This is a genomic window from Streptomyces sp. NPDC058239, from assembly GCF_042882185.1.
In the GTDB taxonomy this organism is placed as follows: Bacteria; Actinomycetota; Actinomycetes; order Streptomycetales; family Streptomycetaceae; genus Streptomyces.
In genome coordinates, this window is the sequence record NZ_JBHVWS010000036.1 from 28,740 (window position 1) to 51,523 (window position 22,784).

18 protein-coding genes are annotated in these 22,784 nt (G+C 69.3%); 6 read left to right on the plus strand and 12 right to left on the minus strand.

What is annotated here, in order from left to right:
* Nucleotides 1–60 precede the first annotated feature (60 nt).
* Both ACFVYE_RS30825 and ACFVYE_RS30830 read left to right on the plus strand, forming a co-directional pair.
* Complete coding sequence (locus tag ACFVYE_RS30825) at nucleotides 61–1,956, plus strand: S9 family peptidase (protein WP_383970330.1); 1,896 nt, start codon at nucleotides 61–63, stop codon at nucleotides 1,954–1,956.
* A gap of 296 nt (nucleotides 1,957–2,252) precedes the next feature.
* A complete protein-coding gene (locus ACFVYE_RS30830; protein WP_383970327.1) occupies nucleotides 2,253–3,113 on the plus strand; it encodes an SURF1 family protein in 861 nt (286 codons plus the stop codon).
* Between the two features lie 90 nt (nucleotides 3,114–3,203).
* On the opposite strand, the gene ACFVYE_RS30835 is transcribed toward ACFVYE_RS30830, so the two are convergent.
* The 4 genes from ACFVYE_RS30835 to ACFVYE_RS30850 all read right to left on the minus strand — a co-directional run bounded on the left by ACFVYE_RS30835 (nucleotide 3,204) and on the right by ACFVYE_RS30850 (nucleotide 7,800).
* The gene (locus ACFVYE_RS30835; RefSeq protein ID WP_383970324.1) at nucleotides 3,204–4,460 is read right to left on the minus strand and encodes a hypothetical protein; all 1,257 of its coding nucleotides are present in this window, start codon (nucleotides 4,458–4,460) and stop codon (nucleotides 3,204–3,206) included.
* A 71-nt stretch (nucleotides 4,461–4,531) separates the two neighbouring features.
* Complete coding sequence (locus tag ACFVYE_RS30840) at nucleotides 4,532–5,107, minus strand: SigE family RNA polymerase sigma factor (protein WP_383970321.1); 576 nt, start codon at nucleotides 5,105–5,107, stop codon at nucleotides 4,532–4,534.
* 360 nt (nucleotides 5,108–5,467) lie between these two features.
* A complete protein-coding gene (locus tag ACFVYE_RS30845) occupies nucleotides 5,468–6,532 on the minus strand; it encodes an aspartate-semialdehyde dehydrogenase (protein WP_383970318.1) in 1,065 nt (354 codons plus the stop codon).
* Nucleotides 6,529–7,800, minus strand: coding sequence for an aspartate kinase (locus ACFVYE_RS30850; protein WP_361449861.1), 1,272 nt, complete (start codon nucleotides 7,798–7,800; stop codon nucleotides 6,529–6,531). Before ACFVYE_RS30850 ends, ACFVYE_RS30845 begins: the two co-directional genes overlap by 4 nt.
* 276 nt (nucleotides 7,801–8,076) lie before the next feature.
* On the opposite strand from ACFVYE_RS30850, the gene ACFVYE_RS30855 reads away from it, so the two are divergent.
* Nucleotides 8,077–8,361 carry a hypothetical protein gene (locus tag ACFVYE_RS30855; protein WP_383970315.1) on the plus strand — a complete coding sequence of 95 codons (285 nt, stop codon included), beginning with the start codon at nucleotides 8,077–8,079 and terminating at the stop codon, nucleotides 8,359–8,361.
* A gap of 275 nt (nucleotides 8,362–8,636) precedes the next feature.
* On the opposite strand, the gene fxsT is transcribed toward ACFVYE_RS30855, so the two are convergent.
* From fxsT to ACFVYE_RS30880, 5 genes are all read right to left on the minus strand, one after another.
* Complete coding sequence (gene fxsT / locus ACFVYE_RS30860; protein WP_389607772.1) at nucleotides 8,637–10,898, minus strand: FxSxx-COOH system tetratricopeptide repeat protein; 2,262 nt, start codon at nucleotides 10,896–10,898, stop codon at nucleotides 8,637–8,639.
* A gap of 708 nt (nucleotides 10,899–11,606) precedes the next feature.
* Nucleotides 11,607–11,924, minus strand: a complete 318-nt coding sequence (locus tag ACFVYE_RS30865) for a trypco2 family protein (protein WP_383970306.1) — start codon at nucleotides 11,922–11,924, stop codon at nucleotides 11,607–11,609.
* A 158-nt stretch (nucleotides 11,925–12,082) separates the two neighbouring features.
* Complete coding sequence (locus ACFVYE_RS30870) at nucleotides 12,083–12,742, minus strand: DUF5063 domain-containing protein (RefSeq protein WP_093899341.1); 660 nt, start codon at nucleotides 12,740–12,742, stop codon at nucleotides 12,083–12,085.
* A 113-nt stretch (nucleotides 12,743–12,855) separates the two neighbouring features.
* The gene (recR, locus tag ACFVYE_RS30875; protein ID WP_093899342.1) at nucleotides 12,856–13,455 is read right to left on the minus strand and encodes a recombination mediator RecR; all 600 of its coding nucleotides are present in this window, start codon (nucleotides 13,453–13,455) and stop codon (nucleotides 12,856–12,858) included.
* Between the two features lie 83 nt (nucleotides 13,456–13,538).
* On the minus strand, nucleotides 13,539–13,874 hold the full coding sequence (locus ACFVYE_RS30880; protein ID WP_383970302.1) for a YbaB/EbfC family nucleoid-associated protein: 336 nt from the start codon (nucleotides 13,872–13,874) through the stop codon (nucleotides 13,539–13,541).
* Nucleotides 13,875–14,230: 356 nt separating this feature from the next.
* Here ACFVYE_RS30880 and ACFVYE_RS30885 point away from each other — a divergent pair, with 356 nt between their 5' ends.
* Nucleotides 14,231–15,007: an SLATT domain-containing protein gene (locus ACFVYE_RS30885; RefSeq protein ID WP_383970299.1), complete on the plus strand. Its 777-nt coding sequence runs from the start codon at nucleotides 14,231–14,233 to the stop codon at nucleotides 15,005–15,007.
* 89 nt (nucleotides 15,008–15,096) lie between these two features.
* On the opposite strand, the gene ACFVYE_RS30890 is transcribed toward ACFVYE_RS30885, so the two are convergent.
* The 3 genes from ACFVYE_RS30890 to ACFVYE_RS30900 all read right to left on the minus strand — a co-directional run bounded on the left by ACFVYE_RS30890 (nucleotide 15,097) and on the right by ACFVYE_RS30900 (nucleotide 18,169).
* Nucleotides 15,097–15,747: a hypothetical protein gene (locus ACFVYE_RS30890; RefSeq protein WP_383970359.1), complete on the minus strand. Its 651-nt coding sequence runs from the start codon at nucleotides 15,745–15,747 to the stop codon at nucleotides 15,097–15,099.
* A gap of 170 nt (nucleotides 15,748–15,917) precedes the next feature.
* The gene (locus tag ACFVYE_RS30895) at nucleotides 15,918–16,691 is read right to left on the minus strand and encodes a GntR family transcriptional regulator (RefSeq protein ID WP_389607773.1); all 774 of its coding nucleotides are present in this window, start codon (nucleotides 16,689–16,691) and stop codon (nucleotides 15,918–15,920) included.
* Between the two features lie 104 nt (nucleotides 16,692–16,795).
* On the minus strand, nucleotides 16,796–18,169 hold the full coding sequence (locus ACFVYE_RS30900) for an aspartate aminotransferase family protein (protein WP_383970294.1): 1,374 nt from the start codon (nucleotides 18,167–18,169) through the stop codon (nucleotides 16,796–16,798).
* A 324-nt stretch (nucleotides 18,170–18,493) separates the two neighbouring features.
* Here ACFVYE_RS30900 and ACFVYE_RS30905 point away from each other — a divergent pair, with 324 nt between their 5' ends.
* The gene (locus tag ACFVYE_RS30905; protein ID WP_383970291.1) at nucleotides 18,494–20,365 is read left to right on the plus strand and encodes a serine/threonine-protein kinase; all 1,872 of its coding nucleotides are present in this window, start codon (nucleotides 18,494–18,496) and stop codon (nucleotides 20,363–20,365) included.
* A gap of 283 nt (nucleotides 20,366–20,648) precedes the next feature.
* Entirely contained in the window at nucleotides 20,649–22,640 is a 1,992-nt protein-coding gene (locus ACFVYE_RS30910) for a YncE family protein (RefSeq protein ID WP_389607774.1), read from the plus strand.
* The last annotated feature ends 144 nt before the right edge of the window (nucleotides 22,641–22,784 follow it).

Consider the following 22,784-nt stretch of genomic DNA (forward strand, 5'->3'; position numbering starts at 1 on the left):
TATCCACAGGCTGCGGGCAATGCGAACGAATTGTCGGCGTTCCGGCGCAGAATGGGGGACATGACTGAGATCACTGGCTCGACGGCCCCCACCGCACCGGCGCCCGATTCCGCTCCGGCGACCGCTTCCGTACCGGAGTGGGAGCAGCGTTTCCGGGCGCCGCGGGTGTCGTTGCCCGACTGGGCGGAGGATGCGCCGGACCGCGCGCTGTTCGTCTCCAATGCCACGGGGACGTATGAGCTGTACGCATGGGACCGCGCGACCGGCAAGCAGCGTCAGGTGACCGACCGGCCGAACGGGACGACCGACGGCGTGCTGACACCGGACGGCGAGTCGATCTGGTGGTTCAGCGACACCGCCGGGGACGAGTTCGGGGTGTGGATGCGCCAGCCGTTCCACGGCGGCGAGGGCGAGGAGGCGGTGGACGAGCCGGCGGCACCCGGTCTCGGTGCCTCGTACCCGGCCGGGCTCGCGATCGGGCGTGACGGTACGGCGGTGGTCGGCCGTTCGACCGACGAGGACGGGACGACGCTCCATGTCGTACGGCCCGGGGCCGCGCCCGTCGAGATCTACCGCCACCGCGAGTCGGCGGGCGTCGGTGACCTGTCGTACGACGGGACGCTGATCGCCCTGGAGCACACCGAGCACGGCGATGCGATGCACTCCGCGCTGCGCGTGGTGCGGCCCGACGGGTCGACGGTCGCCGAGCTGGACGACACCGAGGGCGGTACGAAGGAGCTGGGCCTGTCCGTGCTGGGCTTCGCCCCCGTCGCCGGGGACACGAGGCTGCTGGTCGGGCATCAGCGGCGGGGCCGCTGGGAGCCGATGATCTGGGATCCGATGACGGGCACCGAGACGGATCTCGCGATCGACCTGCCCGGCGATGTGGGCGCCGAGTGGTATCCGGACGCCTCCGCGCTGCTGATCGTGCACGGCTTCGAGGCCCGCAGCGACCTGTGGCGGTACGAGCCGGGGGCGGGCAGCGCTCCCGTCCGGGTGGATACCCCGGCGGGTTCGGTGTCGGGAGCCACGGCCCGGCCCGACGGCACGGTGGAGTACCTGTGGTCGTCGGCCGCGCAGCCGCCCGTCATCCGGTCCACCTCGGGCGCGGTGGTACTCGATCCGCCCGGCTTGAAGGCTCCGGCGTCCGTGCCGGTGGAGGACGTGTGGGTGGACGGGCCCGGGGGCCGCGTCCACGCGCTCGTGCAGCGGCCCGCCGCCCCGGCAAAGGGCCCGTTTCCCACCGTCTTCGAGATCCACGGCGGCCCGACCTGGCACGACAGCGACGCCTTCGCCTCCGGCCCCGCCGCCTGGGTGGACCACGGCTACGCGGTCGTCCGGGTCAACTACCGGGGCTCCACCGGATACGGCCGCGCCTGGACGGACGCGCTCAAGCACCGGGTCGGTCTGATCGAGCTGGAGGACATCGCCGCGGTGCGGGAGTGGGCGGTGAAGTCCGGGCTCACGGACCCGGCGAAGCTGGTCCTGGCCGGTGGCTCCTGGGGCGGCTATCTGACCCTGCTCGGCCTCGGTAGGCAGCCGGACGACTGGGCCCTGGGCCTGGCGGCGGTCCCGGTCGCCGACTACGTCACGGCGTATCACGACGAGATGGAGGACCTGAAGGCGATGGACCGCACACTGCTGGGCGGCACGCCGGAGGAGGTTCCTGAGCGCTTCGAGGCCTCGTCCCCGCTGACGTACGTCGACGCCGTCCGGGCGCCGGTCTACATCTCGGCAGGCGTCAACGACCCGCGCTGCCCGATCCGCCAGGTCGAGAATTACGTGGACCGGCTGAAGGGCCGTGACGCGGTGCACGAGGTCTACCGGTACGACGCGGGACACGGTTCGCTCGTCGTGGAGGAGCGGATCAAGCAGTTCCGGCTGGAACTCGACTTCGCCCAGCGCCACCTGGCCACGGGTAGCGCCCCCGCCTCTTCGAGCCTGTCCGGCGAATAGAAGCCTCTGCCCCCTCCTGCGCGAATCCCGCGCGAAACCACCGCTGCAGGCCATCGTGAGCCTTTCCGGCGATCGAGGACGGAACCGCCGACCCCGCCACCGGGCGCCCGATCCGCCCGGGCGGGCCGATTCGAGCCCGCCCGGCGATCGAGGACAAAGCGGTGGCCGGCGAGCAACGCCGCGCGGTCGGGGTGCCGAGCCGGAGGCCGACGGCCGGCAGCCCCGTCGGCACCGCGGCCGCGCGCCACCCGGCACCCCGCTCCGGGCGACCGGAGCGGGGACCGTACCGTGGAGGGGTGTACCGGTTCCTGCTGACCCCGCGATGGTGGGGGATCAACCTCTTCGTCGTGCTGGCCATCCCGTTCTGCATCTTCATGGGCACTTGGCAGCTCGGCCGCTTCGAGGACCGCGTGCAGACGCACGACGCCGCCGAGAAGCAGCCCGCCCCGGGCACGAGGGCCGCCAAGCCGATCGACGACCTCCTGCCCGTCGACACGGTGACCTCGGGCCGCCCCGCCACCGCCACCGGCCGGTACGCCGACCTGTTCCTGGTACCTGGCCGGGAGTTGGACGACAAGAGCGGCTTCTACGTCCTGAACATGCTCCGCACGGACAGCGGCAAGGCTCTGCCGGTGGTTCGCGGCTGGCTGCCCGGCAAGCCCGGCCACACCGCCGTGCCCGCCGCACCGACCGGCGAGGTCACGGTGACCGGTGACCTCCAGGCGTCCGAGAACGCCGGAACCGCGGGCGTCGACGCGGCAGGTGGGCTCCCGGACGGTCAGCTCGGCATGATCAGTGCCGCGTCCCTGGTCAACCTCGTCCCGTACGACGTCTACGACGCCTGGGTGACGCTCCAGGACACCGGCTCCAGCGGCGCGCTGCGTCCCGTGCCGGCCGCCGTACCGCAGGGCACCGGCCTCGATCTGAAGGCCTTCCAGAACCTCGGCTACACCGGCGAGTGGTTCGTCTTCGCCGGGTTCGTGCTCTTCATGTGGTTCCGGTTGGTCCGCCGCGAGGCCGAGGCGGCACGGGACCTGAAGCTGGGCCTCGTCGACGACACGGATGCAGATGCCGATGCCGATGCGGGCAAGGATGCGGGCACGAACACCGGCCCCACCGATCCTGCCGACTCCGACGTGAGCGTCGGTACGGCCTGAGACAGACACCTGAGACAGACATACGTGAGGGGGCCCGCCGAATCGACCGGCGGGCCCCCTCACGTGTACGTCGTACGCGACGCCCCTGCGTCATGGCGCGGGGGCCAGCACCCCGGTCCGGTAGATCGTGCCCGCGCAGGCGTTGGCGATCTTCGTCTCCGCGACCGGCGCCCCCACCTCCGGCGTGTGCGTCACTGCAACGCTGCCGTCCAGCGCCCCGCCGCCATCCTCGCTGCCGAGTTGCGCAGCCGTATCCGAAGTCCCGTCAGTGGCACCCGTACCGGTACCGGCGGCAGCGGCGCCGCCCGCGCCGTCCGTCGGTGTCGGGCTCGGTGAACCTCCGGAGGTCGGACATGTGTCCTTCGGCACCCAGGCGAACTTCACCTCGTATGCCATGGACGGTTCCAGCAGCACCGTCCCCTGCTCCTGCGAGGGGTCGGGCAGTCCGGCAGCCGCGTCACCCGCGGTGTGCTGAACGACCGTGATCTTGGCCGGATCGGCCGCGCCCATCGCCTGGAAGCCCACGCTGCCGCTGCTGCTCACCGAACAGTTCGTGCCGGAGACATTGGCGATCCGGAACGTGCCGTACACCGTGCCGTCGGCCCCCGCCGCGCCCGTCTCGGCCGAGGCGACACCGAGCTGCCCCGGGTCGCAGGTAGGCATGGAGGCCGCCGCGGAGTTGGCCGGGTCGGCGCCCCCGCCGACCAGGTTGCCGTCGGCGCCCTGGCCACGGCTGTCGGACGGACTGCTCGTGCTCGCCGGCTGGTTCCGGTCGCCGTCGGTCTGCCCGTCGGTGCTGCCGCCGCTGCTCTTCCCGCCGGCTCCGGAGCCGTTGTCGGTGCCGCTGCCACCCTGCGCCTGCTCGCCGTGTCCGGCTATCGCGGGGTTGGCGGTGCTCGAACCGTCGGAGTTCGCGACATGGACGAAGGCAGGGACCGCGGTGCCGATGAGCAGCGCCGCTGCCGCCATACCGACGACGGCCTGCCGCCGCCTGGCGCGCCGGGCGGGCACCGCGCGGTACAGGTGGTCGAGGGTGCCGTCGCGGGGTTCGATGTTCTGGACGGCCCCGCGCAGCATGCGGCGCAGCACGACCTCGTCCATGTCCGGGCCGCCACCGCCCCCCGAACCGGAACCCGCGCCCGGGCCCTCGCCGAAGAGGCTGCTCAGCCCCCCGAGCTCGGCCGTCTCAGCGGCTGCGTCGCCCTCGCAGAGGCCACCGGCACCTCCCACGGACGCGAGGTCCCGATCCGCGAGGTCCCGATCCGCGTGATCCGTATCCGCATCCGAGTCGGCGTCCGACTTCACGTCCGGGTTCACATGCGAGGCGCTCTCCGGCCCGTCGTTCACAGTTCCGTTTCCAGTCCGGTCAATCCGATGCTCACGCTCGTGGCTGTTCTCGTTCCTGCGGTAGCGCCGACTCATGCCTGCGCCTCCATCACGACGCGCAGCGCCGCGATCCCACGGGAGCCGTAGGCCTTGACCGAGCCCAGGGATATGCCCAGCGTCTCGGCCACCTGGGCCTCCGTCATGTCCGCGAAGTAACGCAGCACCAGCACCTCCCGCTGGCGCCGTTGCAGCCCCCGCATCGCTTTGATCAGCGCGTCCCGCTCCAGCTGGTCGTACGCGCCCTCTTCCGCGCTCGCCATGTCCGGCATGGGCTTGGACAGCAGCTTCAGCCCGAGGATGCGGCGGCGCAGCGCGGAGCGCGACAGGTTGACGACGGTCTGGCGCAGATACGCGAGTGTCTTCTCCGGGTCCCGTACCCGACTACGCGCCGAGTGCACGCGGATGAACGCCTCCTGCACGACGTCCTCACATGAGGCGGTGTCGTCCAGGAGCAGAGCCGCGAGGCCCAGCAGCGAACGGTAGTGGGCCCGATAGGTCTCGGTGAGATGGTCGACCGTGGTTCCGGCAGCCACGCTCCCCTCAGCGCCCTCGCGCTGTGACGGCAGCCGTGCGGGACGTGCAGCGGGCATGGGCGCAATCACCGGCATACCGCCGGGTGCGCGGGGCCGTCTGAGCGGACGCACCGAAGCGCCGCGCAAGGGGCCCACCACTGTGATATCGAGAACCTCTGCCACGCCAGTTGGACACGTTTCCCCCCGTCAGGGTTGTACGCGCGCGGCACCGCGTTCGTCGCAGTGCGACATGCCCTCATACGTACCTGCTCTTCCACAAATGCCCCGAATATGCGCCCCGCCGTGCAAGAAGTGACCGCATAGACGCGCGCTTTCCGGCCGACGGTTGCACCAGGCCGGAAGGTCATCGTCGGATACCCCGACACCCCAGCTCAAGAGGTTCAGACCTTCAACTTGCTCACAGAGCATTCACAGAGAGTACAAAACAGGTTCGAATCAGACCCGGGGAAATTCGGCAGCCACCGATTCGGCGATCTGCGCCACGTTCAACGCCGCTCCCTTGCGGAGATTGTCGCCGCAGACGAACAGTTCCAGACCCCGGGGATCGTCCAGTGACCTGCGCACCCGTCCGACCCAGGTCGGATCGGTGCCGACGACGTCGGACGGTGTCGGGAAGTCCCCCGCCGCCGGGCTGTCGTAGAGCACCACGCCCGGTGCCGTCGCCAGGATCTCGTGGGCCCGGTCGACCGCGATCTCGTTCTCGAACCGTGCGTGCACGGACATCGAGTGCGTTGCGATGACGGGTACGTAGACACAGGTCGCCGCCACCCGCAGGCTCGGCAGGTCCAGGACCTTGCGGCACTCCTCGCGGATCGCCAGTTCCTCCGACGACCAGCCGTCCCCGGCCTCGGTCCCGGCCCAGGGCACCACATTGAGGGCCACCGGCGCGGCAAAGGGGCTGCCTTCCGTGTCCCCCAGGGCCCGGCGTACGTCCCCGGGCTTCGTACCCAGTTCCGTACCGGCCACCATCGACAGTTGTTCGCGCAGCGCCGCGACACCGTCCCGGCCCGCCCCGCTCACCGCCTGGTACGAGGAGACGACCAGTTCCCGTACCCCGAATTCGGCGTGCAGCGCGCCGACCGCGACGATCAGCGAGAGCGTCGTGCAGTTCGGGCTCGCGACGATGCCGCGCGGCCTGATCCGCACGGCATGCGGATTGATCTCGGGCACGACCAGCGGAACGTCCGGGTCCAGCCGGAACGCGGCGGAGTCGTCGATGACGACCGTGCCCTTGGCGGCGGCGATCGGCGCCCACTGCGCGGAGACGGCGTCGGGCACCAGGAACAGCGCCACGTCGACGTCGTCGAAGACGTCCTCGGTGAGTTCGAGGACTTCGCTCTCCTCGCCGCGCACGACCAGCTTGCGGCCGGCCGAACGCGGCGAGGCGATCAGTTTCACCTCGCCCCAGACATCCGCGTGCTGCGAAAGGATCTGGAGCATGACACCGCCGATCGCCCCGGTCGCTCCGACGACCGCGAGCGAAGGACGGCGGGCGGTCATCGGCCGGTGCCCCCGTAGACGACGGCCTCGTCGGAATCGCTGTCGAGGCCGAAGGCGGTGTGCACGGCGCGCACGGCCTCGTTGACGTCATCGGCGCGGGTGACCACCGAGATGCGGATCTCGGACGTCGAGATGAGCTCGATGTTCACACCGGCGTCCGACAGCGCCTCGAAGAAGCCCGCCGTGACACCCGGGTTGGTCTTCATACCGGCGCCGACCAGGGAGATCTTCGCGATCTGGTCGTCGTAGCGCAGCGACTCGAAGCCGATGGTGCCGCGGTTGCGCTCCAGGGCGTCGATGGCCTTGCGGCCCTCGGACTTCGGCAGCGTGAACGAGATGTCGGTCAGACCGGTCGACGCGGCGGAGACGTTCTGCACCACCATGTCGATGTTGACTTCCGCGTTTGCGATGGTGCGGAAGATCGCGGCGGCCTCGCCCGGCTTGTCGGGCACGCCGACAACGGTGATCTTGGCCTCGGAGACGTCATGGGCGACTCCGGAGATGATCGCGTGCTCCACCTTCTGGTCCCCTTGCGGCTCGTTGCTGACCCAGGTTCCGCGCAGTCCGGAGAAGGACGAGCGGACGTGGATCGGGATGTTGTAGCGGCGTGCGTACTCCACGCACCGGTGCAGCAGCACCTTGGAGCCGGACGCGGCCAGCTCCAGCATGTCCTCGAAGGAGATCCAGTCGATCTTCCGGGCCTTCTTCACGACCCGCGGGTCCGCGGTGAAGACACCGTCCACATCGGTGTAGATCTCACAGACCTCGGCATCCAGCGCGGCCGCGAGCGCGACCGCGGTGGTGTCGGACCCGCCGCGGCCGAGGGTGGTGATGTCCTTCTTGTCCTGGGACACACCCTGGAACCCCGCGACGATCGCGATGTTCCCCTCGTCCAGCGCCGTACGGATACGGCCCGGCGTCACATCGATGATGCGCGCTTTGTTGTGGACCGAGTCGGTGATGACGCCTGCCTGGCTACCTGTGAACGACTGGGCCTCGTGGCCCAGGTTTTTGATCGCCATCGCCAGCAGGGCCATGGAGATCCGCTCTCCGGCGGTCAGCAGCATGTCGAACTCACGCCCGGCAGGGATCGGGGATACCTGCTCGGCGAGATCGATCAACTCGTCCGTCGTGTCGCCCATCGCTGACACCACGACAACCACCTGGTTGCCGTTCTTCTTGGCATCGACGATTCGCTTGGCGACGCGCTTGATGCCTTCGGCATCGGCTACGGAGGAGCCTCCGTACTTCTGCACGACAAGGCCCACGTGCGCTCCTCGCTCAGTCCATTACTGCGGTCGACTCAGTTTAACGAGCAGTCCGGAAACGCCCCGCCGATACCACATGGTGAGATGTCCCGCTCAACACGTGATCATCGGTGTGTCGCCCCGAACTGCTCGTACGGGGCTGCTGCCCGCCGATCGGACCCTTACTCCCGTATGTGGCCTGGCCCACATGCTCGGCGAGCCGGGTCCGCGATTCATGGGCCACCCACCTCTAGCGTGGACCGGAAGCCCACGGTCCGCCCTTCGGAGGCCCCCGCCATGCGCAAGCCGCTCCGCGCGCTCCCCGTACTCCTGGCCCTGTCCGCCGTCCCGCTGGCCGCCATGCCCGCCCACGCGGGCGGCACCTGCTTCGCCACCCATGCCGACGCCCCGATCTACGCGGGCGCCAACCCCTGGACCGACATCGTCGGCCACCTGGACCCGGGCACCCCGGTGAACGGCACCCGCCAGGGCGCGGACGAACTGTGGCGCGTGTCGCGCACGGACAACGGTGCGCAGCTGGGGTTCATGCGGGCCGGTGATCTGCGGTGCGACGGAGGGTGACGGCGGGGAGGTGAGGGCGGGCCACTCGGTCCGGTCCGCCATTCCGGGTTCGACGACCCGGCGGCTCGGATGCCCGGTGATCTCGGCGATCCGGTCGTGGTCCTCGTCGTCGTCTCCGCCCCGTATGCCGGAAAGGGCTCGGCCCTCGGGGCTCGGAACTCGCGGCTTGAGCCCCGGGCCGACCTGCGACAACCCCGGCCCCTGATGTGGCGGTCACACCCGACGCCGACCGCCCCGTGCGTGCGCGGAACAGCTGCAGTCGGCGTTCGGCCGAATCAGTCGGCGACTGGGCCGTCGTCCGGGAACCCGGATCTGCTCAGCTTCGCCTTGAGGTCATCCAGGCGACCGAAAACATCCTCCATCTGTTGCTGCAGAAGCAGAGGCAGTTCAGCGTCTGCAAGAAATCCCATCACGATCGGACGCATCTGATCCGCATCCCCGTCGAACTCCAGCAACTTCATGAGCGCACGCGCTTCGACGGTAGCCGGGCCCTTCTCCGTGAACACCCGCTCGCAGATGGGTATGGCCTCACGAATCAGGGTCGATGCCCGCTCGACGTCGCCGAACATGAGGCAGACGGAAGCGAGATGAATCTGCGCCGTGAGTACATCGGGGTGCTCAGCGATCCGGGTGCGTCGGGCCTCTGCCAGAGCCTTCTCCGCGTGCACCACGGCATTCCCGCGGCCATCCGTGGCCGCGCTCTGCACTGCCGAAAAGATCTCGCTCATCTCTCGGAACACCCCAGCGGCCCCCGGCTCACCATCCTCGTTCTGCGTATCCCCGAGGAAGGTGGTCAGATTACGAAGTACATCCCTTGCCGACGCCATGATCGACAAACGGCTCAAAAGTGCCTTCGTGTGCCATGTCTGAGCGTCAGCTTCCGGCTGAATCTCGCGACGCGAGATATTCTCCTCCACTATCGCGAAAGCCGAACCGTTGTCCTCCGCCTGCGCAAGAATCAGAGCGAGGTCATTACGTGCCCCGATTGTCTCTTCGTGGGTCTCCCCCAGAGCACGGACCCGCTGTTCAACCGCTCTCTGGGCGAGCTCACGTGCTCGGTCATAATTGCTGTCAGCTGCACAGGCCTTGGCAAGGGTGAGCCGCGCCCCGATCGCTGAGGGAGCATCCTCACCATGTGTGCGCTCCTGGTCGACGAGCGCGCTTTCGGCTATCTCGACAGCCCGTCGGTGAAAGCCGTTCTCCCGGCACGCATCGGCGAGATACCCCCGCAGGAGCATGCTGAGGTCCTCGTCGCCCCCGGACAGTGCATGGCTGGAACTGTCCACGGAACGCTCCAGCAACTCCATCGCACGTCTGCGTCGGCCCTGACGGCCGAGGAAGCGTCCGACTTTTCCGAGAAGCCGGACCGTGGTGGCGCTGTCGCTGTCGGCCGAGGCATACCGGAAGAGGGCTTCGGCATGCGGAAGGAGGGCCCTCCACCGAGGCCACTCGGACGCATCCCCCTCCGGATCATCGGGGAGGGCCCGGTGTATGAGATCCGTGGCCGTGCCACGTGCGGCGGCGATCAGATCGGGCAGGCGCTGCGGGTCATCCGTCGCAGGCGTACGGGCCACGGTCTGGACGAGCCTGTGGACCCCGACGGCCTCCCGGCCGAAGGTGATCATGTGATAGCCGGCGAGCAGAGCCAGGATGTCGTCCAGATCCAGCAGATCCTCGACAGTCGGTTCGAGCAGCTTCCGGGGGATCTCCACCGGGGCGTACCAGGCAAGGACGCGCAGTAGCTCCACGGCACGGGGATCACGCTCCTGAAGCGTCTCCAGCGTGATGCCCCAGATGCGGGCCATCGTTCTGGCCGGGTCGAACCCTCCGGGAGCGGTGGCTGTCAGTCGGTCCGGCCGGCGGTCGAAGAGCTGGTGGTACTCGGCGACCGTGAGGTGCCGCTGGCAGATGTACGCACCGGCCTGTTGCAGCGCCAGCGGAAGGTGCCCCAACTCGTCGGCCAGCGCACGGACATCGGCATCGTCATCGCTCCCCGTGAGCTGCTTGAGCAAATCCGCAGCCGCCCGGGAATCGAGCATCCGGAGCTCGAACGGCTCCGAATTCCAGCCGTACTGAAAGCGGCTTGTCACCAGGTGGTGCCCGGCCCTGCCCAGACTTCCTGTGACGAGTTTGATGTCGTCCGGACTCTCCGCGTTGTCGAACACCAGCAGCCAGCCCGGATGCGTCTGGAGCCAGACGATCGCCCAGTCCGCCGCCTCCTGGATCGTTGCGCCGTCTCCCTTCTCACCCCTGATGCGGTGGCCCAGGGCGGCGAGATCGGTGCGAATCAGATCGGCATTGTCGGAGCGAATCCACCACACCAGGTCGTACGAGTCCAGGTGGGCGTGGGCATAGTGCAGGGCCAATGTCGACTTCCCGACGCCGCCGAGCCCGTGGATCGTCTGTGTGGTGTTCCGGGAATCCGCTGAGAGTTTCTCCGCCAGCGCCGCCATTGCCTCGTCCCTGCCGACGAACATGCGGGACGGAAGTTCCGGCAAGTTGTTCAGACCGCGCGGTGCTTCGACGTCGTAGGCCATGCGCGAGTGCGGTATGCCGCCCGGAGCCACTCTCTCCAGTAGCGGATCGCTCCCCAGAGCGTCGACGAATCCAGGGCGGGCCACCAACGACGCCAACGAGACCGCCGTGAGCTGGTTGGCCGAGTAGTCACGATCGCGGTCCGTGACGATTACACCGATGAGCCAGGGGCCGGAGAACAGAGCCGCTCCCGACGCCCCCTTCCATCTGGAGGTGTCACTCGGCTTGTCAGGGGTGGCAACCCTGTTCACGTACGCCCTGATCAAGCCGGACTTCAAGCCCGTCAGCCGTTCGATGTCCCCGCTGATCTGCTTGGTGTCCCGCTGCTTGTTCAGCAGCTCGGAGCGGGGGAAACCGAGTGCGGTGAAGCCCAGTTGTTCATTGCTCACCATCGGAGCCATGTGGTCAATGCGCCCCCAGCGGACCGGTGCCCCGCGGGGCGGAGACCAGGACTGATCCGTGATCCGAATCAGGGCCGCGTCTGCCTGCGGGTCACGCTCCAGGTCCGGCGGCTCCCTCGGCCAGATGATCTCGGCCTCGGCCCACTCGCCATGGAGCCTGCGCGCATCCAACCGGCCTGCGCCCTCGACGTTGTGGAAAGCCGTGAGGATGAGACGGTCCGTGACGAGATAGCCCGTCCCCACGTTCTTCCGTGACACGTCCCAGATCTCGACGACCCGCCGCACGTCCACCGTGAGCCCCGTCCCGCCCTACTCCGGCCGCTCTGCCGACTCGTCGGAGATCCGCTTGTCCTCGCCCTCCGCATCCACGGGCTGGAGCGTGAACTTGAGGCGATTCGTCGTGCTGTTCGACGCCGCCGCCTTCGCCTCCGCGCCGATCCCGAACGGCAGCACGGACACCTTGGCCTTGCCCTCGGCATCCTTCTTCACGTCCACGGTGAATTCCAGCTCCACCGGACCCGTACGGAACTGCACCGGCTTTCCGCGCCCCGCGATCTCCGCCTGCTGCAGCTCGTCGCGGATCGCGCCGATCGCCTCCGCCAGGCCCGCCCAGACCTCGTCCGCCATCGCACACTCCCCCTGATGAATGGTGAGCAAGCAGCGTATACGCGTCCCGCGGTATGCGGTCGAGACCTCAACCACTCGCCCCTGGGCGCGCGTTCATGGCTGGACAACGTGACACTCGGACGTCGGGTGTCACGTTGCCGCGAGGGGTGCGCCGGGCGCTACTGCACCGGTCGCAGCCCCAGCGGTCCCGCGATCTCCTCCGCCATCACGCGGCCCGCCTCCTCGGCCAGCTCGTCGTCGGCGGTCTCCGAGTCCGTGTCCAGGCCGTCCAGCTCCTGGAGGGGCTGGTTGAGGCGGATGTGGGCGATGAGGGACTGGAGGGCGCGCAGAGTGGCGGATGCGGTGGAGCCCCAGTTGGAGAAGTAGGAGAACTGCCACCACCACAGGGCCTCGGTCGTGCGGTCCTCTTCGTAGTGCGCCAGACCGTGGCGCAGATCGGTGACCAGGTCGGCCAGGTCGTCGGAGATACGGGCCGGCACCGGGGCCTTGCGGGGCTCGTACGGGTCGAAGACCTCGGAGTAGACGTCGATCGGCTCCAGCAGGGCGGCGAACCGCTCGCGCAGGCCGTCTGCGTCCGGCTCGGCGCCCAGATCCGGCTCGTAGCGCTCGTCGGGGACGATGTCCTCGTAGGCACCGAGCCTGCCGCCCGCCAGCAGCAGCTGGGAGATCTGGAGCAGCAGGACGGGGACGGCCTCCTCCGGTTCCTCGACCTTGGACACCTCGGTGACCGCGACGATGAACGTCTTGATCTGATCGGCGATCTGGACGGCGAAGTCGTCCGGGTCCTGCGTGACGGAGTTCAGCGTGGCGTCAGACATCGAGGGGACCTCCCGTGGGCACGGTCGCGAACGGTGAGTAGAACATAGCGTCGCTGAACGTAAAGCCGTCGTGAGCCGCTGCAAGAACATCGGACGTCGTAATCGTGAAGGCATCAGACATCGAGCAGGCGCCTCCCCTCGAAGGCGCGGCCCAGGGTGACCTCGTCCGCGTACTCCAGGTCGCCGCCCACCGGCAGGCCGCTGGCCAGCCTGGTGACCCGCAGGCCCATCGGCTTGACCATCCGCGCCAAATACGTCGCGGTGGCCTCGCCCTCCAGGTTGGGATCGGTCGCCAGGATCAGCTCCGTGATCGAGCCGTCGGCGAGACGGGCGAGCAGCTCGCGGATGCGCAGATCGTCGGGGCCGACGCCCTCGATCGGGCTGATCGCGCCGCCGAGCACGTGGTACCGGCCCCGGAACTCACGGGTCCGCTCGATCGCGACGACATCCTTCGGCTCCTCGACCACACAGATGACCGTCTGATCGCGGCGCGCGTCGCGGCAGATGTTGCACTGTTCCTGCTGGGCGACATTGCCGCAGACCGAACAGAACCGGACCTTGTCCTTGACCTCCAGGAGGGCATGGGCAAGGCGGCGCACATCGGTCGGCTCGGCCTGCAGGATGTGGAAAGCGATCCGCTGCGCGCTCTTGGGACCGACGCCGGGCAACCTGCCCAACTCGTCGATGAGGTCCTGAACCACGCCTTCGTACAACGGAACGCCTTCCTGGAATGAGCTATGAATACAACTTACGAGTTCGGATCGCAGGTCAAAAGAGATCTGAAGGATCAGAAGCGTCAGAAGGGGAGGCCGGGCATGCCGCCCAGACCCTGGGCCAGCGGGCCCAGCTTCTGCTGCTGGAGCTGCTGCGCGTTCTCGTTCGCTGCCTGGACTGCGGCGACGACGAGGTCCGCGAGCGTCTCGGTGTCCTCCGGGTCGACGGCCTCGGGGGCGATCACCAGAGCACGGAGCTCGCCGGAGCCGGTCACGGTCGCCTTCACCAGACCGCCTCCCGCCTGACCCTCGACCTCGGTCCTGGCCAATTCCTCCTGGGCCGCGGCGAGATCCTGCTGCATCTTCTGGGCCTGCTGCAGCAGCTGCTGCATATTGGGCTGACCACCACCGGGAATCACGGTCGCTCCTGGCAATTCGACGACAAAATGTTTCGGTACGCCGAGCCTACGTGGTCACCGCGCAGCGCGCCCCACCCACTGGCGAGCAACTCTTTCGAGTGAGTTCCAGGCAACGTCGGCGAGACTCCTATACCTGATCACAGGCCCTGTACACCCGGGAATACCGCGATTTCGACCCCACGGCCCACCATTCGGCGGTAGGAAGGGCATGCGCTCAGGACACACAGGCACACCGATCGTCACGCAAGGTTACGTACGCGGGACAGTCGGCCACGCCGGAGAGCAGTGATCAGCCCACCGTCGAACACACCGCCACACATCAGGCGTCGCTACGCAGAATGCAGAGGAGTACCCCGGTGAGTCAGCCGGAGATGCAGCCCGAAGGGCCGCCCCGCAACGAGCCCGGTTCGGCCGGCTCGGGCTCCGGCGCACGCGGCCGGGACGCGCGGGGCCGGGATCTGACCGGCACGCCGTTCCCGCTCGGCGACTGGGGCGAACCCGCCGAACGCCTCGACGAGCTGTACCGCTGGGTCGAGGCCGATGCACTGCACACCGCCGGCTGGTATCTGCGCGACCGGGTGTGGAAGCGGCGCGGGGCCAGGGCGCTGCGGATCGGTACGGCGGCCGGGGCGGTGGCGGGCGCCGCGCTGCCGTTGCTCGATCTCACCGGGGCGCTGGGCGGGGCGGCGGGCTGGGGCTATCTGTCGCTGCTGCTGGGCGCCGCGTGCATGGCGTGCGACCGGTACTTCGGCCTGACCTCGGGCTGGATAAGAAACCTCGCCACCGCCCAGGCCGTGCAGCGGCGCCTTCAGGTGCTGCAGTTCGACTGGGCGTCGGAGTGTGTGCGGGAGGTGCTCGGCCCGACCGAGGGGACGGCCAGCGAGGCCGCCGAGCGGTGCCTGGGGGTGCTGCGGCGGTTCTCCGAGGACATCACGGAGCTCGTACGGACCGAGACCGCGGACTGGATGGTGGAGTTCCGGGCCGGGCCCGCGCCGATGGGGATGCAGGCGCTGTCATCGAGCAGCGGGGGCGGCGGCCGTACGGACCAGGGGGCGCCGCCGGGACGGTTCCCGATGCAGACGATGACCCGGCCGAACATGCCGCGGCAGCGGCCCCCGGAGTCCCCCCGGTGATCCCACCGCGGTGACACCGGAGGCACGTGACTGCCTTGATGCCGGTACTCGTACCTGTACCGGCGCCTGCGTCCGATACCGGTATCTGCTCAGCTGAAGATGATCATGGAGCCTTGGGCGAGGCTTCGGGTGGCCGCCGCGTGCAGGCCCAGCCAGACGTGCCGTTCACGGGCGAACGGACTGTTGTCGTACGGAATCGGGCCCGCCGGCTCCTCCAGGGAGGTCGGTGCGGCGGGCGGCAGCGGGGCGGCCGGCGGATTCGCCGGGTCGATGCCGATGGACGGGGCGACGAACTCCAGCTCCCGCAGCAGCCCGTGCGCGGAGCCGAGCGGGCCGCCGCCCTCCAGCAGGTCGTCATTGGAGAGCGGGACGGCGAAGTCCAGCGGAACGTACGCCCCCGCATGGTCGTAGTGCCAGACCAGGTGGGACTGCTGGGCCGTCGCCTCGAACATCTCCAGCAACTGCTCGTAGTCCCCGCCCAGTTCGTCGACGGGGGTGACGGCGAGGCCGCTGAGCTGGAGCAGATAGGCACGGCGCAGGAAGTGCAGTGCGTCGTAGTCGAAGCCCGCGACCGGGGCGACGTCGCCGGTCAGGCCCGGCATGTAGGCGTACACGGGGACGGGCGGCAGTCCGGCCTCGCCCAGTGCCTTGTCGTAGACGGCTATCTCTTCGGCGAACGGGTTGTCGGGGCTGTGGCACAGCACATCGACGAGGGGGACCAGCCACAGGTCACAGGCCACGAAGTCTCGCTCTCCCACAGGTGCGCATCGGAATATTCACAACGGTCGGGACAGCGTAATGCGGTGGGCTCGTCGCGCACAGTGGCCGGTGGTTACGGGTAGGGGCTGGTCGTGGCCCGTGGCCCCGGCCGACGCGGTCTGCGCCCGGGGCTGCGGCTCCGGACGTGCGGTCAGCGCGTCGGGGGCGCCGGCTCCGGCGACCCGGGGGACGGCGCCTGCCCGGTCGTCTGCGGACCGTGGCCCGGGTGCGTGGGGTTTCCGGCCGCGAGCCGGTCCGCCCAGCTCAGCGCATGTGCGTTGTAGTCGTCGATCACCGCGCGCACCGCATCGTGGCTGCCGAGCGTGATCGCCGCGACCAGTTCCGGATGGCCGTGCCAGAGCCAGTCCCGGGCGCCCGCGTCATGGCGCAGGTACGGCACCGCGAACACCCAGGCCTGGACGCGCAGCCGGTGCAGGAAATCGTTGATGTACGTATTGCCCACGAGCGCGCCGAGCTCGCGCCAGAAACGCAGGTCGTAGCCGATGAGGATGTCGAGGTCGCCGCCCTGTGCCGCCCGTGCGGCCTCCTGGGCCCTGCGGCGTACGGAGACCAGGCAGTCCCGGTACGTCGCCATCTGCACGGACGACAGGGCCGGCCCGTAGAAGATGCTGCGGATGACTCCGTCGATGACCAGGGTGCGGGCCTCGACCATCGACCGGTAGTCGGCGACGGTGAACTCACGCACCCGGAAACCGCGGTGCTGATCCGATTCGAGCAGACCCTGCGCGGAGAGATCGAAGAGCGCCTCGCGTACCGGAGTCGCCGAGACACCGTACTGCTCGGCGATCTGCTTGACGGTGAACTCGCGTCCCGGTTGCAAACGCCCGGCAAGCACTTCGTCACGCAGCGCGTCCGCGATCTGCTGCCGCAGCGTACTGCGGGTCACAGCTCCGCTCGCGCGCATGGCGCCCCTTCCCTTTTTCGGCTTGGGTCACCTTAAGCCAGGGTCGCCGTGCCCGGATCCGGGCAGGGTAGGGGCGCCGTACTGCTGGGCTGCGCGGGCCCGCGCTACACGGTGTACTCGTCCGCGACCGACAGCGCCACGTCGAGAGCCGCGAGGCCCTCCTTGGCCTCGGCCTCGGTGACGTTGCAGGCCGGAACGGCGTGGGTGCGGTTCATGTTGATGAAGGGCCACAGGCCGTTCTTCTTCGCCGCCGCGCCGAAGGCCGCCATGGCCGCGTTGGCCTCGCCCGCCGCGTTGTACGGGACCAGCGGCTCGCGGGTCTCCTTGTTGCGGACCAGGTCCAGCGCCCAGAAGGCGCCGAGACCGCGGACCTCGCCGACCGACGGGTGGCGTTCGGCGAGCTCGCGCAGGCCGGGGCCGAGGACCGTCTCACCGATGTGGGCGGCGTTCTCGATGACCTTCTCGTCCTCCATCACATGAATGGTGGCGACAGCGGCGGCGCAGGCCAGGGGGTGACCGGAGTAGGTCAGTCCGCCCGGGTAGGCGCGGGTCTCGAAGGTGGCGGCGATCTCTGCGGAGATGGCGACACCGCCGAGCGGTACGTAACCGGAGTTGACGCCCTTGGCGAACGTCATCAGGTCCGGCACCACGTCGAAGTGGTCGGCGGCGAACCACTTGCCGGTGCGCCCGAAGCCGGCCATCACCTCGTCGAGGACGAAGACGATTCCGTACCGGTCGCAGATCTCGCGTACGCCCGCGAGATAGCCGGGCGGCGGCGTCATGATGCCCGCCGTGCCGGGGATCGTCTCCAGGATGATCGCGGCGATGGTGGCGGGGCCCTCGAAGGCGAGGGTGTCCTCAAGGTGCTGGAGCGCGCGGGCGCACTCCTCGGCCTCGGTCTCGGCGTGGAACGGCGAACGGTAGAGGAACGGGGCCCAGAAGCGGACGACGCCCGCCGAGCCGTTGTCGGACGGCCAGCGGCGCGGGTCACCGGTCAGGTTGATCGCGGTGGAGGTGGCGCCGTGGTACGAGCGGTAGGCGGAGAGCACCTTCGTACGGCCGGTGTGCAGCCGGGCCATCCGGACGGCGTTCTCGACGGCCTCCGCGCCGCCGTTGGTGAAGAAGATCTTGTCCAGGTCACCGGGGGTGCGCTCGGCGATGAGGCGTGCGGCCTCGGAACGCGCCTCGATCGCGAACGCGGGGGCGAAGGTGGCGAGCTTGCCCGCCTGCTCCTGGATCGCGGCGACGACGGTGGGGTGCTGGTAACCGATGTTGGTGTAGACGAGGCCGCTGGTGAAGTCCAGGTAGCGGTTGCCGTCGTAGTCCCAGAAGTACGCCCCCTCGGCGCCGGCGACGGCGAGCGGGTCGATCAGGCCCTGGGCGGACCAGGAGTGGAACACGTGCGCGCGGTCGGCGGCCTTCACGGCCGCACCGGCAGCGGGGTCGACATGCGGGGCATGCGGGGCATGAGGGGTCATGCGGTGAGCGTAGGTCGCGCCGGGAGCGGCTCGACATGGCCACCTTGTATGGCGTGGGGCGCTTTGGTGGGCAGGGTGTCGGGTCGGCACGGTGGCCTGGGCAGGCAGCGGGAACCGGGGCCGTCCGGTGACCGTCTCTGTGACCGGCGCCGGATTCAGCCCGTCAGGCGAAAGAACCAGCCCGTCAGGCGATTGAGGACAGCACAGGAGACAGGACCGGGGCACCCCACGGACGGGCCTGAACGCCACGCCCGCCGGGTCACACCGCGCGCCGCTATTCTCAACGCGTTCCGGCGTATCGCCGCACGGGGGAGGACGCACACCATGGAAAAGCTCGGGCCCACCGACCCACAACGCATCGGCGCCTACCGCCTGCTGGGCCGGCTCGGCGCAGGCGGCATGGGCCAGGTCTATCTGGCCCGCTCCGACCGCGGCCGCACAGTGGCGATCAAGCTGGTACGCGGCGAGCTCGCCGAACAGCAGGAGTTCCGCGACCGCTTCCGCCAGGAAGTGCATGCCGCCCGCCAGGTCGGCTCCGCCTGGACCGCACCCGTGCTGGACGCCGACACCGAGGCCGCAGTGCCCTGGGTCGCGACCGGATACGTCGCCGGGCCCTCCCTCCAGGCCACCGTCTCCGGTCGCGCGGGCGCACCCGTGGGACCGGCTTCCGGTGCGTACGGCCCCCTGCCCGAGCGTTCGGTTCATATCCTGGGTGCCGGTCTCACCCACGCCCTCCAGGCCATCCACGCCGCCGGGCTCATCCATCGCGACCTCAAGCCCTCCAACATCCTGCTGACGATCGACGGACCGCGCGTCATCGACTTCGGTATAGCCCGGGCACTCGACACCGTCGCCGAAGGCGGCGGCCTCACCCGCACCGGGGCCCTGGTCGGTTCGCCCGGCTTCATGGCGCCCGAGCAGGTGCGGGGCGAGCGGGTGACCCCGGCCTGCGACGTGTTCTGTCTCGGCTCGGTGCTGGCGTACGCGTCGACCGGCCGGCTTCCGTTCGGGGCGTCCGACAGCGGCGTGCATGCGCAGATGTTCCGGATCGCGCAGGAGGACCCGGATCTGACCGGCGTCCCGGTGGACCTCGTCGAACTGGTCAGGGACTGCCTGCACAAGGACCCTGCCGCCCGCCCGACGACGGACGCGATCCTGGAACGCCTGGCCGACGGCGACACGACGGAGCCCTGGCTCCCGGGCGCACTCATCGCCCAACTCGGCCGCCACGCAGTGGAACTGCTGGACTCCGAGGACCCGGAGGAAGCTGCCGAGGCAGTGGCGGGCGCGGCACCGGCAATACCCGCAGCGCCCCCGGCGCCCGAAGCACCCACGGACCGCCCCGCCCCACAGACGCCCGGCGCCGTCCACGCGTTCCCCACGATGGCCGGCACCCCGACGACACCCGCCCCCGCGCCCGCCCCGCCCCACGGGCCGCCCTCCCCCGCGTACGGCTATCCGCAGCTGCCCGCCCAGCCGCACCCCGGCCAGGCCTTCGGCACCCAGCAGAACTACGCCGGGTACGGATATCCGCAGCAGCAACCCGGCTTCGGCCCCACACCCCCGTACGGCCCCGGCTACCCCACCGTCCCGCAGCCCGGCACAGAACCCGCCCGCCGCGGAAGGGGTTCGACCATCGCCCTCGTCGCGATCGCCGTGCTCGTCGCCATCGGCGCCGGCGGCTCCGTCTACGCGCTCATGAACGACAGGGGGCCCACGCCCAACCCGTCCTCCACGGCCTCGACGTCCCCTTCCCGCTCGGACTCCCCCGTCACCGACAATCCGTCGTCCCCGGACGCGGACCCCTCCCCCTCCGACGAAAAGAAGAACAGCGACGGCCCCATACCCGCCGGCTACCTGGGCACCTGGTCGGGCTCCATCGACAACCCCTCTGGCCACTCCACCCGGGAACTCGTCATCCAGCAGGGCACGGTCGGCCAGACCGTCCTCACCCTCACCGCGGACGGCCCGCTCGACAGCGGCGGCTCCTACCACTGCGTCTTCCAGGCGGACCTGACCGCGGAGCCGTCCCCGAGCGGCCCAGTGGAGGTCGGCCCCTCCACGGTCGTCGTCGGCGAACCCATGTCGTCCTGCACCGCGGGCAAACCCACCACGCTCACTCTGCTCCCGGACGGCTCCCTGCGCCGCGAGAACACGGACAGCGGCGAACAGCTCACATACACGAAGACCGACTGATCAGCCCAGCAGGGCGGACGCCGCGTTCAGCAGCAGGGTGCGGACGAACCGGTCACATGCGGGACTCCAAGGTGCGCGAAGGCCCCACCTTCGCGAGCGCCCCCGACGCCTGGTCGACGTTCCTCACCTGGGCGAACCGACGGTTTACGGGGTCGGGGACGTCTCGGCCCCGCAAATGTGTACGAGATGTGGACGTCATGCCATACCCTGCGATCCGGGCCGCACCCCTCTCTCATCTCCGGGTGCCACGCGGCCCTCTCTTACCGTGGGGGTAGACATCATTTTGCGTACGCGCAGAATCTCGACCGCGACCTCGCTCGCGGTCCTCTTCAGCTCAGTGGTTCTGGTCGGCGGTGCGGCGAATCCGGCCGCTGCCGACTCCAGCAAGATCCTTCCCGCCGCATCGGTCGGCGACATCGTCGCGGACGGTGTGCACCAGCGGGTCTTCATCAGTGACCCGACCGGCGGCAAGGTCCTCGTCGCCGACTACAGCGGCAACGTCGTCGGCACGATCCCGTCGCTGCCGGGCGTGACCGGCCTCGAACTGTCCGCCGATTCCGGCACGTTGTACGCCGGTGTGCCGGGCGTCGACGCCATCGTGACGATCGACACGGCGGCTCTCAAGGAGTCCGCGCGGTACGCAACCGGCAACGGCACCGACCCGAAGTTCCCGGCGCTGGCGGGCGGGAAGCTCTGGTTCGGGTACGGCGGGGGCGGTTCGGGCCACATCGGTTCGCTCGACCTGTCCGGAGCCGAACCGGTCGTCACCCTGGACCACGAGACGAACGGCACCTGGTACGCGGCCCCGACCCTGGCATCGACGCCCGGTGCGCCGGACACGCTGGCCGCCGGTATCGAGTCGCAGAGTCCGACCTATCTGGCCATGTACGACGTGTCCTCGGGCACGGCCACACGCACCGCGTTCCGGTCCACGGACGGGGGCAATCTGCGCGACCTCGCGCTGACGCCGGACGGCAAGCAGGTCGTGGTGGCCAGCGCTGCTCCGTACCTTCACCAGGCGTACAGCGCGACGGACCTCACGCCGGGGATTGCGTATCCGTCCACCTCATACCCCAATGCGGTCGACATCGCTCCGAACGGCATGGTCGCCGCCGGATCGTTCGCCTGGTACGACGCGGACGTCTACGTCTACAAGCCCGGCGTCACCAGCAAGCCGGTCCGGACGTACGAGTTCCCCAACACCGGGAACAGCAGCGGCTCGGACACCCTGGAGGACGCGGGCCTGGCCTGGGCTCCGGACACCAGCCGCCTGTTCGCCGTCACCGTGAACAGCAACGGCGTCCGCTCGCTGCGGGTGCTCACCGACGCCGTCAAGTCCGCGACCACCGTCACGGTCAACGCCCCGGCGAAGTCGGAGCGCGGCAAGAAGCTCACCGTCACCGGCCGGGTGAAGTCCGAGGGCGCGTTCCCGGCCGGCGCCAGGGCCACGGTGACGCGCACCGACATCGAGTCGCCCAAGGGCAAGACACTTCCCGCGGTGACGCTGAAGTCGGACGGCAGCTTCTCCTTCGCCGACACCCCGACCGCGGGCGGCCCGGTCACCTACAAGGTGTCGTACGCGGGCGACGCCACCCACTCCGCGGCGTCGGGTTCCGACAAGGTCGCCGTCCCCCGGGCTGCCACCTCGCTGACCCTGAACCACAACAAGGCGCTGTACTCCTACGGCACCGACGTCTCGTTCACCGCGCACCTCGGCAAGACATACAAGAACCGCACCGTCGAGCTGTGGGTGGACCCGTTCGGTCCGGACAAGCCCAAGAAGCTGGTGAAGACCGGCAAGGTCAACTCCAAGGGCAATCTGTCCACCACGGTCGACATGACCCGGGACACCACCGTCACCGCCGTCTTCAAGGGCGACGGCCGGTACACGTCCAAGACGGTCACGTCCACGGCGTACGCCAGGGTGAAGGTCTCGACCTCCATCTCCAAGCAGTACAAGACGGCCAAGATCGGCTCCACGTCGTACGCGTACTTCCACAAGAAGACCAACCCGGTCTTCACCACGACGATGAGCTACTACAAGAACCGGTCCCACAAGCTGTCCCTGCAGCTCTACTACCAGGGCAAGTGGTACGACGCGGGCTCGCAGTACTTCAAGCTCGGCACCAACGGCAAGTCCATCGTGACGCTCACCGGCACCCATGACACGGGTTACCGGATGCGCGTCCGTGCCTCGTACGTGAACAGCACCTCGGGCGACACCGTGAACTCGAACACCAACGGCTCCTGGAAGTACTTCATCTTCACGAAGTAACCGGGCAGGCAGGTAAACGAGCGAGCGGGAAAGGTGCGGGGCCGGGCGGATCGCCCCGCCCCCCGCCCCAGCCCCCCCCCCCCCCAACCCCCCCCCAACCCCCCACCAGGGACCACCCCCCCCCCCCCGGCACGTTTTGGACCC

Excerpts from the sequence above, each read along its gene's own strand:
- ACFVYE_RS30825 (WP_383970330.1), top strand. The coding sequence starts at position 61 with ATGACTGAGATCACTGGCTCGACGGCCCCCACCGCACCGGCGCCCGAT.
- ACFVYE_RS30840 (WP_383970321.1), bottom strand. The coding sequence starts at position 5,107 with ATGCCGGTGATTGCGCCCATGCCCGCTGCACGTCCCGCACGGCTGCCG.
- ACFVYE_RS30845 (WP_383970318.1), bottom strand. The coding sequence starts at position 6,532 with ATGACCGCCCGCCGTCCTTCGCTCGCGGTCGTCGGAGCGACCGGGGCG.
- ACFVYE_RS30855 (WP_383970315.1), top strand. The coding sequence starts at position 8,077 with ATGCGCAAGCCGCTCCGCGCGCTCCCCGTACTCCTGGCCCTGTCCGCC.
- fxsT (WP_389607772.1), bottom strand. The coding sequence starts at position 10,898 with ATGGCCTACGACGTCGAAGCACCGCGCGGTCTGAACAACTTGCCGGAA.
- ACFVYE_RS30865 (WP_383970306.1), bottom strand. The coding sequence starts at position 11,924 with ATGGCGGACGAGGTCTGGGCGGGCCTGGCGGAGGCGATCGGCGCGATC.
- ACFVYE_RS30870 (WP_093899341.1), bottom strand. The coding sequence starts at position 12,742 with ATGTCTGACGCCACGCTGAACTCCGTCACGCAGGACCCGGACGACTTC.
- ACFVYE_RS30895 (WP_389607773.1), bottom strand. The coding sequence starts at position 16,691 with ATGCGCGCGAGCGGAGCTGTGACCCGCAGTACGCTGCGGCAGCAGATC.
- ACFVYE_RS30900 (WP_383970294.1), bottom strand. The coding sequence starts at position 18,169 with ATGACCCCTCATGCCCCGCATGCCCCGCATGTCGACCCCGCTGCCGGT.
- ACFVYE_RS30905 (WP_383970291.1), top strand. The coding sequence starts at position 18,494 with ATGGAAAAGCTCGGGCCCACCGACCCACAACGCATCGGCGCCTACCGC.